Raw genomic sequence first — 13,050 nt, 5'->3', positions numbered from 1 at the left:
CCACGGATCCTGCGCGGGCCACAGCAATAGCGGCTCACGGCCAACGAGCGAGCCTAGGCCCCGAGGGCATCGTTGATGCCGCGTCAGCAGCGCCCTTCCAGAATCGCCGCATACCCCTCACGAAAACTCGGATAGCGCGGCGCCCAGCCCAGGGCCTTGGCCCGGGCGTTGCTGCAGCGTTTGCTACCGGCGCGGCGGACGCTGGCGTTTTCGGCCCATTGGGTGACACCCAGGTAGTTGCGCAGCCAACCCACCACGTCGGCCAGCGCGGCGGGAGTGTCGTCGACGCCGATGTAGCAGTCTTCCAGGGGCTTGCCCTGGCGATCGGCTTCCAGCAGAAAGGCCAGCAGGCCCGCCGCGTCGTCGGCGTGGATGCGGTTGGCGTACAGGGGCGGATCTTCCACCACGCTGTAGCCCTGGCGCACCTGGCTCAACAGCCATTCGCGGCCCGGCCCATAGATGCCGGTCAGGCGCACGCGGCTGGCGGGGATGCCACTGTCCAGGGCCACTTGCTCGGCTTCGAGCATCAGCCGGCCGGAATATCCGCCGGCCACGGTGGGCGAGGTTTCATCCACCCATTCGCCCTGCTGCTGCCCATACACACTGCTGCTGGACACAAACAGCAGGCGCTTGGGCCGCTGCCCATGCTGCTCCAGCCAGCCCAACACATGCTGCAAGCCTTCGACATACGCCGCGCGATAGCCCGCTTCGTCATGGTCGGTGGCTGCGGCGCTGTACACCAGGTAATCCAGCGACCCAGTGGGCCAATCGGCAGGGCATTGCTCGCTGAACAGATCCCCCGCCACCCCGATGACGCCGGCCGGCAGACTCGAAACCGTACGCCGCAAGCCATGGACCTGCCAATGTGCGGCCAATAACTGGCGAGCCAGGCGGCCACCGATATCACCGCAGCCGGCGATCAAAACAGAAGGCGCGGACATCAAGAACTCCTCTGGCAAAGCCCCAGACTAGCCTCCGAGAGGGACGAGCGGCTAGCCATGGGACAAAAAAAGTAACTGTATTACTTTTGTTAACAAGAATTACTTGCAATAATGCCCGCCACTTTTGTTCTCGGCCCACGAGGCCTGGAAGAACATCAACCTTCTTTTTTCTCAGGTCCGGCCAGCATGAAACGCTCTCTATCCCCCGCTTCGCCAACCAACCGACCTCGTGCCTGGAGCACGGTAGCCGCCCTGCTGTTCAGCCTGCTGCTGGCACCTGTCGCCGCGCTCGCTGATGCACAGACGCCCGCCACGGCCCCAGCCACAACCCCGGCCGCCGCCCAGGCACCGGCAGACCCGGCCGCTCCCGTTGCGACGCCGGTCGCCACCGATCCGGCCCAAGCCGTCGAGGCCCAGGCACCTGAAGCGCTCGAAGCCGACAACTCGCTGGGCATGGCCCACGACCTGTCGCCATGGGGCATGTACAAGAACGCCGACATCATCGTGAAAATCGTGATGATCGGCCTGGCCATCGCCTCGATCATCACCTGGACCATCTGGATTGCCAAAGGCTTCGAGCTGTTGGGTGCCAAGCGTCGCTTGCGCGGTGAAATCGCCGCCCTGAAAAAAGCCGCCACCCTCAAGGACGCCAGCGCCACCGCCGCGAAGGAAGGCACCCTCGCCAACCTGCTGGTGCATGACGCGCTCGAAGAGATGCGCCTGTCGGCCAACAGCCGCGAGAAAGAAGGCATCAAGGAGCGCGTGAGTTTCCGTCTGGAGCGCCTGGTCGCCGCCTGCGGTCGCAACATGAGCAGCGGCACCGGCGTGCTCGCCACCATCGGCTCCACCGCCCCCTTCGTCGGCCTGTTCGGCACCGTGTGGGGCATCATGAACAGCTTCATCGGCATCGCCAAGACCCAGACCACCAACCTCGCCGTCGTCGCTCCAGGCATCGCCGAAGCCCTGCTGGCAACGGCACTGGGCCTGGTCGCGGCCATTCCAGCCGTGGTGATCTACAACGTCTTCGCCCGCTCCATTGCCGGCTACAAGGCCCAGGTCTCCGACGCTTCGGCGCAAGTCCTGCTGCTGGTCAGCCGTGACCTCGATCACCTGCCGTCCGAGCGCAGCTCGCAACCGCACATGGTGAAAGTGGGGTAATCGGCCATGGGCCTGCATTTGAAAGAAGGCGCAGACGACGATCTGGCCGAGAACCACGAAATCAACGTCACGCCGTTCATCGACGTGATGCTGGTGCTGTTGATCATCTTCATGGTGGCCGCCCCGCTGGCCACCGTGGACATCAAGGTCGACCTGCCGGCGTCGACGGCAAAGCCTTCGCCGCGGCCGGAAAAACCGGTGTTCCTCAGCGTCAAGGCCGACCAGCGCCTGTTCCTGGGTGAAGACGAGGTCAAGGCCGACACCCTCGGTGCGACCCTCGACGCCAAGACCCAGGGCAAGAAAGACACGACGATCTTCTTCCAGGCCGATAAAGGCGTGGACTACGGCGACCTGATGAGCGTGATGGATGCGCTGCGAAGCGCCGGCTACCTGAAGGTCGGCCTGGTCGGACTCGAGACGGCGCCCAAGAAATGATCACGACGCGCCAAAAGCTGACGCGTTACAGCGGTAGCCTGGTGGTGGTATTGGGCGTGCATGCGCTCGCCATCGCCCTGGCGCTGAACTGGACCTCGCGCGCGCCCATCGAATTGCCACCCCAGGCGATGATGGTCGAACTGGCGCCAGTGCCAGCCCCGCCGCCACCGGCACCGCCAAAAGTCGTCACACCGCCGCAACCGCCCGAGCCGGTCGAAGAGCTGCCGCTGCCCAAGCTTGCCGAAGCGCCGACGCCGGAAATCGCCGTGCCCAAGCCGGTCAAGCCCAAGCCCAAGCCTCAACCGCCCAAACCCAAGCCCGTGGTCGAGAAAAAGCCGGAGCCGCCGAAGGAACAGCCGTCGGAGCAGAAACCGAGCGACACTCAGCCGACCCAGGCACCGACCGAGAAGTCCGCGCAACCGGCGCCCGGCCCGTCACCTGCGCAGACGGCCGCCAAGGCCAATTGGCAGGGCACGCTGCTGGCGCATTTGGGCAAGTACAAGAAGTACCCGCCCAGGGCGCAGCAAATGAACAAGGAAGGCACCAACCGCTTGCGTTTCGTGGTGGATGCCAACGGCAACGTGCTGTCATTCGAATTGGTGGGCAGTTCCGGCACGGAGTTGCTGGACCGGGCCACCCTGGAAATGATCCGCCGCGCCCAACCGCTGCCCAAGCCACCTGCGGAGTTGCTGACCAACGGCACCATCGAACTGACGGCACCGTTTGTGTACTCCATCGACAAGCGTCGGCGCTGATCGCAAATTTTCAAGCCCCTGTAACAGGGGCTTTTTATTTCTGGTGAAGAGGCCTTTTGGAGCAAAGGCAATGTGGGAACCAGGGCATCTGTGGGAGCAAAGCTTGCTCGCGATACAGGCACCTCGGTTCCAGTGAACACCGCGTTAACTTCATCGCGGGCAAGCCTTGCTCCCACAGACAATTCCACATTCTTGAATAAATCCCCTCGCCACACAGACATTCGACAGTGTCACACCGCGCCCCCAGTCTGATAACGTGCGTCTATCGATTGCAGCCGGTATGCTTGGCTCGCAACTTCACGGACGCTCGCCATGACCCTCACAGAATTACGCTACATCGTGACCCTCGCCCAAGAGCAGCACTTCGGCCATGCGGCCGAGCGTTGCCACGTCAGCCAGCCGACGCTATCGGTGGGCGTGAAAAAACTTGAAGACGAACTCGGTGTGCTGATTTTCGAGCGCAGCAAAAGCGCCGTGCGCCTGACCCCGGTGGGTGAAGGCATCGTCGCCCAGGCACAAAAAGTCCTGGAGCAGGCCCAAGGCATTCGCGAACTGGCCCAGGCCGGCAAGAACCAACTGACCGCCCCGCTGAAAGTCGGCGCGATCTACACCGTCGGCCCATACCTGTTCCCCCACCTGATTCCACAACTGCACCGGGTCGCCCCGCAGATGCCGTTGTACATCGAAGAAAACTTCACCCACGTGCTGCGCGACAAGCTGCGCAACGGCGAGCTGGACGCGATCATCATCGCCCTGCCGTTCAACGAAGCCGACGTCCTGACCCTGCCGCTCTACGACGAGCCCTTCTACGTCCTGATGCCGGCAGAGCACCCCTGGACCCAGAAAAAAACCATCGACGCGGCCCTGCTCAACGACAAGAGCCTGCTGCTGCTCGGCGAAGGCCATTGCTTCCGCGACCAGGTGCTCGAAGCCTGCCCGACCCTGACCAAAGGCAGCGAAGGGGCCAAGCACACCACGGTGGAATCCAGCTCCCTGGAAACCATTCGCCACATGGTCGCATCCGGCCTGGGCATCTCGATCCTGCCGCTGTCGGCAGTGGACAGCCATCATTACTCCCCCGGTGTGATCGAAGTCCGCCCACTGACGCCGCCCGTGCCGTTCCGTACCGTCGCCATCGCCTGGCGCGCCAGTTTCCCGCGGCCCAAGGCCATCGAAATCCTCGCCGACTCGATCCGCCTGTGCTCCGTGGCCAAGCCGCCCGCTGGCAAGTAAGCCGCGGTCATGACTGAGCTGTCGAAAGTGCCGGTCACGACGCTCAAGGGTGTCGGTGAAGCCATGGCCGAGAAACTGGCCAAGGTCGGCCTGGAAAACCTCCAGGACCTGCTGTTTCACCTGCCGTTGCGCTATCAGGACCGCACCCGCGTGGTGCCCATCGGCCATCTGCGCCCGGGACAGGATGCGGTGATCGAAGGCACCGTCAGCGGCGCCGACGTGGTCATGGGCCGCCGCCGCAGCCTGGTGGTGCGCCTGCAGGACGGCACCGGCGGGCTCAGCCTGCGCTTCTATCACTTCAGCAATGCGCAAAAGGAAGGCCTCAAGCGTGGCACCCGCGTGCGCTGCTACGGTGAGGCGCGGCCCGGGGCGTCGGGGCTGGAGATCTACCACCCGGAATACCGCAGCATTACCGGCGACGAACCGCCGCCCGTGGATGAAACCCTGACCCCGGTCTATCCGCTCACCGAAGGCCTGACCCAACAACGCCTGCGCCAGCTCTGCCAGCAAACCCTGACGTTGCTCGGCCCCAGCAGCCTGCCCGACTGGCTGCCCACGGAACTGGCCCGGGATTACCACTTGGCGCCGCTGGCCGACGCGATCCGCTACCTGCATCATCCACCCGCCGACGCCGACGTGGACGAACTCGCCCTCGGCCATCACTGGGCCCAGCATCGCCTGGCGTTCGAAGAACTGCTGACCCATCAACTGTCCCAGCAACGCCTGCGCGAAAGCCTGCGTTCCCTGCGCGCCCCGGCGATGCCCAAGGCCAGGGACCTGCCGGCCCGCTACCTGGCCAACCTCGGCTTCACCCCCACAGGCGCCCAGCAACGAGTCGGCAACGAAATCGCCTACGACCTGAGCCAGCCCGAGCCAATGCTGCGGCTTATCCAGGGCGATGTCGGCGCCGGCAAGACCGTGGTCGCCGCCCTCGCCGCGCTGCAGGCCTTGGAGGCGGGTTATCAGGTGGCACTGATGGCGCCCACCGAGATCCTCGCCGAACAACACTTCATCACCTTCCAGCGCTGGCTCGAACCGCTGGGCATCGAAGTCGCCTGGCTGGCCGGCAAGCTCAAGGGCAAGAACCGCGCCGCCGCCCTGGCGCAGATCGCCGAGGGCGCACCGATGGTGGTCGGCACCCATGCGCTGTTCCAGGACGAAGTGCAGTTCAAGAACCTGGCCCTGGTGATCATCGACGAACAGCACCGCTTCGGCGTGCAACAGCGCCTGGCCCTGCGGCAGAAAGGCGTGGGCGGGCGGATGTGCCCTCATCAATTGATTATGACCGCCACGCCGATCCCACGGACCCTGGCGATGAGCGCCTACGCCGACCTCGACACCTCGATCCTCGACGAACTACCTCCCGGCCGTACGCCGGTCAATACCGTGTTGGTCACCGATACCCGACGGGTGGAAGTGATCGAGCGCGTGCGCAGCGCCTGTGCCGAGGGTCGGCAGGCCTATTGGGTGTGTACGCTGATCGAAGAGTCGGAAGAACTGACCTGCCAGGCGGCCGAAACCACCTTCGAGGACCTCACCGCCGCCCTCGGCGAGTTGAAGGTCGGATTGATCCACGGTCGCATGAAGCCCGCCGAGAAAGCCGCGGTGATGGCTGAATTCAAGGCCGGCGCCCTGCAACTGCTGGTCGCCACCACCGTGATCGAGGTGGGCGTCGACGTGCCCAATGCCAGCTTGATGATCATCGAAAACCCCGAGCGTCTGGGCCTGGCGCAATTGCACCAGCTGCGCGGCCGGGTGGGCCGGGGCAGCGCCGCCAGCCATTGCGTCTTGCTCTATCACCCGCCGCTGTCGCAGATCGGCCGCCAACGGCTGGGGATCATGCGCGAAACCAACGACGGTTTCGTCATCGCCGAAAAAGACCTTGAATTGCGCGGCCCCGGTGAAATGCTCGGCACACGCCAGACAGGTCTGCTTCAATTCAAGGTAGCCGACCTGATGCGCGACGCCGATCTGCTCCCCGCCGTACGCGACGCCGCCCAGGCCCTGCTGGAACGCTGGCCCGACCACGTCAGCCCGCTGCTGGATCGCTGGCTGCGTCATGGGCAGCAATACGGCCAAGTGTGAGCACGCGCTCAGTTTTCCAGACCCGCGTGCAGGACAAGCTGGTTATACTGACCAACTTGTAGGAAAACGGATACAGACCATGACAGAAGCTGCCCTCGTCCCCGAAGCCCCGCACGCTCCGTCTGTTATTCGGCTGTTGCTCGAGAAATTGGGCATCGGCTATGACGAAGTACTCGAACGACCCGGCCTGAACCCCGCCCGCAAAGTGCAGGCGGTGTTGTTGCACGATGCCGTTGGCGCGCTCATGGTGCTGTTTCCGCAAAGCCAGCTGCTGGACCTCAACCGTCTGGCCGAACTCACCGGCCGCAAGCTCACGGCGGTGCCGACCGAACGCCTGGAGCGCATGCTTGGCAAACACAGCCTGAGCCTGCTGCCCGGGCTGCCGGCGCTGACCAGCTCACCGTGCCTGTACGAAGAAAGCCTGCTGCGCGAACCGAAGCTGCTGATCAACTCCGGCGAGCCGGGGCTGCTGTTGGAAGTGACCAGCGAAGCGTTCAAGACCATGCTCACCAAGGCCAGCGCCGCGACGTTCGGCGAAGCCGTGAGCAACATCACCCCCAACCTGGACCGCCCCCACGACGACCGCGCGGAAATCACCCAGGCTGTGCAGGCGTTCACCGCCCGGCGTATCCAGCAACGGCTGGAAGAAACCATCGAGATCCCGCCGCTGGCTGAAACCGCGCAAAAAATCATCAAGCTGCGGGTCGACCCTGACGCCACCATCGACGACATCACCGGCGTGGTGGAAACCGACCCGGCCCTGGCCGCGCAAGTGGTGAGCTGGGCCGCCTCGCCCTACTACGCGTCGCCGGGCAAGATTCGTTCAGTGGAAGACGCCATCGTGCGGGTACTGGGCTTCGACTTGGTGATCAACCTGGCACTGGGCCTGGCTCTGGGCAAGACCCTGAGCCTGCCCAAGGACCACCCGCAACACACCACGCCGTACTGGCACCAGTCGATCTACACCGCCGCCGTCATCGAAGGCCTGACCCGCGCCATGCCTCGCGCCCAGCGTCCCGAGGGTGGCCTGACCTACCTGTCCGGCCTGCTGCACAACTTCGGCTACCTGCTGCTGGCCCACGTGTTCCCACCGCACTTCTCGCTGATCTGCCGGCACCTGGAGGTCAACCCGCACCTGTGCCACAGCTACGTGGAACAGCACCTGCTGGGCATCAGCCGCGAGCAGATCGGCGCCTGGCTGATGCGCTACTGGGACATGCCCGACGAACTGGCCACCGCCCTGCGCTTCCAGCACGACCCCAACTACGACGGTGAATACGCCGCCTACCCGAACCTGGTGTGCCTGGCCGTGCGCCTGCTGCGCGCCCGCAGCATCGGCTCCGGCCCGGATGAAGACATCCCGGATGCCCTGCTCGAACGCGTGGGCCTGACCCGGGAAAAGGCCAACGACGTGGTCAGCAAGGTGCTTGAAGCAGAAGTGTTGCTGCGGGAACTGGCTTCGCAGTTTCACAGCTGAGCACCGCTCTCATTGGGTTTTGCCACCCAGTGAGAGCGGCTTCGCTCGCAACGGATACCGCAGGCGGTTTAGCCCAAGTAACGTAGAATCCAGTCTTGTCTGGAACTACCGAAAACTCGAAAGCCACTGATCACGATCCGTTCATCCGCCATGACAACCATATCTTCCGGTACGTTCGCCCCATCGATCCCCTCATAAACAACATAGCCTACGCCATCGTTGAATTGCGGGTCTAAAGAGCCATCAGGACGGTATCGCGCTGTCAGCACTCCATTACGAGAAGTATCGAGATGCCCCACGGCGCCTGTAACAACTATCGCGCCATCAGGTCGCCAATCGCATTTTGTCCAAGTAAGATTCCTGGCATACAACGTGGCAAACAAGGGAGCTCCATTATTAAAAGCGGAATCGTAGGATCCTTGCTCATTCAAAACAACAAGCACTCCTTTTGTGCCGTCACTCTCTACAGATTCACCGACAACAAGGATTTTCTCAAAACCCGCACTTCTGCCTATCGCTATTGAAAAAAATCTTGCCGTATTGGCGAGGGGAATTACGATGGGACGGTTGTTATTGAAATCTGGATCCACCCGCCCCTCACTGTCGAAACGTACAACATAAAGCCCATACTGTATTTCATCACCATAATGACCGCAGACCAGCACTTTTGTATCCGACTGAACGGTGACACCTGAAGCAGTAGTCCATCTGTACTCGACGCCAGGGAGTTCAACAATTGAAGTGCGTCTGTCGAAAGTGTCATCCAACGAACCATCTACGTTCAAACGAATAGCAATGGCTCTGATACCTTGCGTAAGATAAGTTTGATCTACCAATACAATCTTGCCGTTTGCGTCTTCAATCGCAGAATATCTCCAGTTCCCCTCCGCCTTGCCTGAATCACTTTCACCTTCTGAACCCTGCTCGCTCTGTTGCTTGCGCCCCCAAATAGGCAGACGGACGACACCATTATTTCCAAACTCGCTATTGAACTCGCCATTCTCACGCAACTTTATGATAATGGTGCCGAAATCATCGTCGTTACCAAATCGGCCACCTATAATCGATCCGCCGTCAGACAATGAATTAATACCCAGTAAATTGGGGTGCATCCCTCTCTCTGGCAATTCAATATAACCCGCTCCCGAATTGCCAAATGTGCTGTCGAGTGTTCCATCCTCGTTCAAACGCAAGACCACCATAGGAGCCCCCACTCCCAGTAACGGCATGACTGCAAGCAATTTGCCGTTAGGAAGTGCCAATATACCGGGTGCTCCGGCCGCGGAAACTTCTGGTATGGGAAGATGCAACACGCCCCCTTCCCCAAAGGATGGGTCGAGGGTGCCCGCTTTAAGACTGCCTGCAGGATGAGTCATGATTTTGTGCTCCATCGGTGCGTGGGGAATCCAACAACGATGTTGAGTAGACACCTCAACCCGCGATCACACACCTGTCAGAGATGACAGTTCTGATTGCCCGTACAGACAACGTGCTGAGCTGACCGGCCATTGCAGACACTGAATGGCTCAAGCGCCAGGAGATGACGGTGCCTTTGCGCCAAGGGCAGGGCGTGCCCCCTCGCCCCCAATCCCATGGTTACTCAAGCCAGATAGCGAATGATCCAGCTTCCAACGATACGGGACCAAACCGGGCCGGGTAGCCGCGCAAAACCGCCAACGACGATCCGTCCATCTGGCATTAGCGCCATATCCTCGACCGTCTCGTACTGTCCTTCTTCGTCAAAAAGCACAAAACCAACGTCGTTGAAGGTCAGGTCCGGCGAACCATCAGAACGGAACCGTGCGGTGAGCGCTGACACGCCCTCTTCCACAACCCCTCTGCCGGTACTGCCCCCGACAAGAATGGAACCGTCTGCCTGCCATGCGCAGCGATACCAGTCATGCCCCTGATCCACTAACTTAGAGAACAGCGGCTGCCCGCTATTGAACGCAAAATCGAAGAATCCATCGCGACTCAACACGAACATCAGCCCGTGCCTGTATTGGTCGCGCCAAACATCCCCGACAACAACAATCGCGTCGTCGCTTTCTCTCAGCGCCATCGCATTCGCATTCATGAAAGTGGGGTTTGCAACGGTCACAACGCCGACGCCGCCATTGAAACTGGTATCGAGACGCCCCCTTACATCCAGACGTATCACATAGATACCGTTGGAATCCGGAGTGTCTTGGGAAGAATACTCCCCGCAAACCAGCACCTGGCCATCCGCTTGAAGGACAACACTTCTGATACTGGTAGGGGTACGGGGAATACCGGGGAGTTCGATAACCACGAATCCACTCCCGTTAAACGTGTCGTCAGTAGAGCCATCCGGGTTAAGACGAAGCACCGCCCACTGCCCTGGTGACGTGCCGAACGCTACCCAACTGGGCAGAACGATCTTCCCATCCGACTGCACAACCGTAGAGACGCCCTGATTGCCTGAAGATCGCGCATCCCCTGCGGAGGGTTCTCGGTCCCGCCGACTGAAAGTCGCCGGCCCATCTTCCCTACCTCCATCCCTTGGCTCACTACGATACGGAAGCAAACGCACACCGTCCTCGCCAAAGAGCGTATTCAGCCGCCCATCCTCCAGGAATCGCACGACATAAGCGCCGCTCTGCTCGAACGATGAAAATTGACCGATCACTAACCAGCCACCATCGTCCAGGCCGCTGAGTTGGTAGACCTCCAAGTCTGTATTTTTGATGGAGAATTCCACCAAGCCCGTCCCGGCGCCACCAAACTCCATATCGAGCGATCCATCCTCGTTCACTTTCGCCAGTCTGATAGGGGCGGGGTCTCCCGGTAAGAGCACGGTGATCAGCAGTTTGTTTTCAGCCAGCGGCAGGATGGCTAGCGTGCGATAGCCTGTTAATTCAGGGGTCGGCAGTGCCAGCACCCCATCTTCGGCAAAGGTCGGGTCGAGCGTTCCAGCCTGAACGGCGCTTGGTGCCTGGGCCATGATCGTCACTCCATCAAGGTGTATGAAACCACGCGGGTTTCATCACAATGGAGCACCCAAACACCGATCCACACACCTGTCAGAGCTGACAGTCACCATGATCCCTGACGGCCAAATCAATGGCCTTTCAGGCCAAACCCGATCAAGCCTTCGGCTTGGCCTTCTTCGGCTTCAGATACTTGGTCAGCCCTTGGAACCAGATCACCAGCGCCGGGTTGCCCTTGATCTGGATCGACTTGTCCTGGATCCCTGTCATGAACGCCAACTGCTTGTTCTTGGCCTGCATCGTGGCGAAGCCATAGGCGGCGTCCTTGAAGGCGATGGCGAACGCAGGCTCCGGGTAAGTACCGGACTGGCTGGTGATGCGCTGGTTCTTCACGGTGAAATGCCGGGCGACCTTGCCGTCCAGGGTTTGCAGCTGGAACACCAATTCCTTGTCGCCCAACTGCTGCTGGAACGCCGGATTGGTCCGACTGGCCTTGCCCATCAACAACCCCAGCATCCACAGCAGAAAACGAAATTTCATGGGCACAGCCTCGTGAGAAAGATGAATGGCTGGCAGTTTAGCGATTCTTCGGCACAACGCCATCATCGGATCGCTTTGTCGGAAGATAAGCTGGTTTTCGCGAAAGATGACTGCCAAGTCACAAAACCTGAAATCAAAAGATCGCAGCCTTCGGCAGCTCCTACATCGGTTTCTGTAGGAGCTGCCGAAGGCTGCGATCTTTTGATCCCTTTCCCCTGCCAAACCCTCGGACATTTCCTTCAACACGCCGGGCTGTTCGTGAACTAGGCAGGGCTCTGGGGCACCGCTAACCTTTGTTCGTCATCGCAAAAAACGGTGACACGGACGTGCAAGTCCGGTACATATCGGCGCGCAACTGCTACGCCAAACGGCTCATGCTCGTATTGGTGTGTTTATGGCGGCTGCGTGCGGGAGACTCTCGAGGTCTGCCGGGGTCCGATATGCCCGGTCTTGCACACCCGCGCGTAGCTGCCACCTCTTTCGGTGCAACGAAAGGTGTCAGCCTTCATTCAATTACATATCGGGTAATGCATTTATGTTCAAGGTCACTCCAAATCCGCCACAAAGCGGCCACAAATCCCGCGTCGAAGCGCAAGAAGAAAAAAAGCTCGAAGACGCCGCCGCCCGCGCCCTCGATTACTACCTCAACCCCAAACCCTCTGCCCCACCCGAAACCGACAAAAGCCAGCTCTTCATCGTTGCTCCCCACATCGACACCGAAACCCTGCTCGCCAACGCCTCCGAAGACCTGCTGTCCATCAGCACCATCGCCGCCGACCTGGCTGACGACGTGGATGACTCACGCCGCTGCATCGCCCTGGCAATCAGCCGCATGGCCGATGGGGTGCAGTTGTTGGTCGAGCGGGCGTTGGATCATCTGGAAACCAAGGAGATGGCGGCGCCTGATGCCAAGGGATAGCGCTTGCATTGATGCAGGCTGAGCCGACGCCATCGCGAGCAAACTCGCTCCCACAATTGGATCGGGTGCAACCGCAAGAGATAGGCCGGCTACTAGGCCGCCTTCGCGGGCAAGCCCGCTCCCACAATTGGATCGAGGGACGGCCAAAGAGCCAGGTCGGCTATAAGGCCGCCTCGCGAGCAAGCTTTGCTCCCACAATTGGATCGGGGAACAGCCAAAGAGCCAGGTCGGCTATAAGGCCGCCTCGGCGGGCTTTTGATCTGGGGGCCCCGTTGACCACGCTGGCCGAACGCAGGTATTGCGCAGTGGGCATCCCGGCATGGATGCCGGGATAGCCGCGCTGGGCCATGGATGGCCCTTCGCGGCGGCCCACGGAGCAATGCCGGAGTGAGGGCACACCGAGCCTAGGCGAGGTGCCGAGTGGTGGGCAATGTACGGGACAACCACATGGGTTACAAAAAAGTGCATTCACATAGGTGACACTTTGATTGAAACATAGCCGTTCTTTGCGTCCCTGGCGTTGACGTGACCTAGGATCACCGGACCGAAGATCACA

11 protein-coding genes are annotated in these 13,050 nt (G+C 61.1%); 7 read left to right on the top strand and 4 right to left on the bottom strand.

Going from position 1 to position 13,050, the window contains the following annotated elements; translation table 11 throughout:
* Positions 1-83 precede the first annotated feature (83 nt).
* Entirely contained in the window at positions 84-941 is an 858-nt protein-coding gene (locus tag IB266_RS22370) for an SDR family oxidoreductase (protein WP_192262490.1), read from the bottom strand.
* 186 nt (positions 942-1,127) lie between these two features.
* Between IB266_RS22370 and exbB the strand changes: the two genes are divergently transcribed.
* From exbB to IB266_RS22340, 6 genes are all read left to right on the top strand, one after another.
* The gene (gene exbB / locus IB266_RS22365) at positions 1,128-2,099 is read left to right on the top strand and encodes a tonB-system energizer ExbB (RefSeq protein WP_060743107.1); all 972 of its coding nucleotides are present in this window, start codon (positions 1,128-1,130) and stop codon (positions 2,097-2,099) included.
* Positions 2,100-2,105: 6 nt separating this feature from the next.
* On the top strand, positions 2,106-2,534 hold the full coding sequence (gene exbD / locus IB266_RS22360) for a TonB system transport protein ExbD (RefSeq protein WP_060740040.1): 429 nt from the start codon (positions 2,106-2,108) through the stop codon (positions 2,532-2,534).
* Entirely contained in the window at positions 2,531-3,289 is a 759-nt protein-coding gene (locus IB266_RS22355; RefSeq protein ID WP_192262489.1) for an energy transducer TonB, read from the top strand. The genes exbD and IB266_RS22355 overlap by 4 nt, the downstream gene beginning before the upstream one ends.
* A 312-nt stretch (positions 3,290-3,601) precedes the next feature.
* The gene (locus IB266_RS22350; protein ID WP_053126577.1) at positions 3,602-4,522 is read left to right on the top strand and encodes a hydrogen peroxide-inducible genes activator; all 921 of its coding nucleotides are present in this window, start codon (positions 3,602-3,604) and stop codon (positions 4,520-4,522) included.
* A 9-nt stretch (positions 4,523-4,531) separates the two neighbouring features.
* Complete coding sequence (gene recG / locus IB266_RS22345) at positions 4,532-6,607, top strand: ATP-dependent DNA helicase RecG (RefSeq protein WP_060740038.1); 2,076 nt, start codon at positions 4,532-4,534, stop codon at positions 6,605-6,607.
* A 79-nt stretch (positions 6,608-6,686) separates the two neighbouring features.
* Positions 6,687-8,084, top strand: coding sequence for an aminoacyl-tRNA deacylase and HDOD domain-containing protein (locus tag IB266_RS22340; RefSeq protein ID WP_060740037.1), 1,398 nt, complete (start codon positions 6,687-6,689; stop codon positions 8,082-8,084).
* A 68-nt stretch (positions 8,085-8,152) separates the two neighbouring features.
* Here IB266_RS22340 and IB266_RS22335 read toward each other — a convergent pair whose 3' ends face one another.
* From IB266_RS22335 to IB266_RS22325, 3 genes are all read right to left on the bottom strand, one after another.
* Complete coding sequence (locus IB266_RS22335; RefSeq protein WP_192262488.1) at positions 8,153-9,460, bottom strand: hypothetical protein; 1,308 nt, start codon at positions 9,458-9,460, stop codon at positions 8,153-8,155.
* A 224-nt stretch (positions 9,461-9,684) separates the two neighbouring features.
* Complete coding sequence (locus IB266_RS22330) at positions 9,685-11,049, bottom strand: delta-60 repeat domain-containing protein (protein ID WP_192262487.1); 1,365 nt, start codon at positions 11,047-11,049, stop codon at positions 9,685-9,687.
* 142 nt (positions 11,050-11,191) lie between these two features.
* Positions 11,192-11,575 (bottom strand): hypothetical protein, encoded by a 384-nt coding sequence (locus IB266_RS22325; RefSeq protein ID WP_060740034.1) that lies wholly within the window; start codon positions 11,573-11,575, stop codon positions 11,192-11,194.
* A gap of 535 nt (positions 11,576-12,110) precedes the next feature.
* On the opposite strand from IB266_RS22325, the gene IB266_RS22320 reads away from it, so the two are divergent.
* The gene (locus tag IB266_RS22320; protein WP_192262485.1) at positions 12,111-12,494 is read left to right on the top strand and encodes a DUF6124 family protein; all 384 of its coding nucleotides are present in this window, start codon (positions 12,111-12,113) and stop codon (positions 12,492-12,494) included.
* Positions 12,495-13,050 lie beyond the last annotated feature (556 nt).

Origin of the sequence: Pseudomonas sp. Pdm06, assembly GCF_014851795.1 — a bacterium.
In the GTDB taxonomy this organism is placed as follows: Bacteria; Pseudomonadota; Gammaproteobacteria; order Pseudomonadales; family Pseudomonadaceae; genus Aquipseudomonas; species Aquipseudomonas fluorescens_AA.
Note: the sequence above shows the minus strand (reverse complement) of the source record. Positions and strands in the feature narration are given on the sequence as shown.

Coding starts and splice junctions, on each gene's coding strand:
- IB266_RS22330 (WP_192262487.1), bottom strand. CDS start 11,049: ATGGCCCAGGCACCAAGCGCCGTTCAGGCTGGAACGCTCGACCCGACC.
- exbB (WP_060743107.1), top strand. CDS start 1,128: ATGAAACGCTCTCTATCCCCCGCTTCGCCAACCAACCGACCTCGTGCC.
- IB266_RS22340 (WP_060740037.1), top strand. CDS start 6,687: ATGACAGAAGCTGCCCTCGTCCCCGAAGCCCCGCACGCTCCGTCTGTT.
- IB266_RS22325 (WP_060740034.1), bottom strand. CDS start 11,575: ATGAAATTTCGTTTTCTGCTGTGGATGCTGGGGTTGTTGATGGGCAAG.
- IB266_RS22335 (WP_192262488.1), bottom strand. CDS start 9,460: ATGACTCATCCTGCAGGCAGTCTTAAAGCGGGCACCCTCGACCCATCC.
- recG (WP_060740038.1), top strand. CDS start 4,532: ATGACTGAGCTGTCGAAAGTGCCGGTCACGACGCTCAAGGGTGTCGGT.
- IB266_RS22355 (WP_192262489.1), top strand. CDS start 2,531: ATGATCACGACGCGCCAAAAGCTGACGCGTTACAGCGGTAGCCTGGTG.
- IB266_RS22320 (WP_192262485.1), top strand. CDS start 12,111: ATGTTCAAGGTCACTCCAAATCCGCCACAAAGCGGCCACAAATCCCGC.
- IB266_RS22370 (WP_192262490.1), bottom strand. CDS start 941: ATGTCCGCGCCTTCTGTTTTGATCGCCGGCTGCGGTGATATCGGTGGC.
- IB266_RS22350 (WP_053126577.1), top strand. CDS start 3,602: ATGACCCTCACAGAATTACGCTACATCGTGACCCTCGCCCAAGAGCAG.
- exbD (WP_060740040.1), top strand. CDS start 2,106: ATGGGCCTGCATTTGAAAGAAGGCGCAGACGACGATCTGGCCGAGAAC.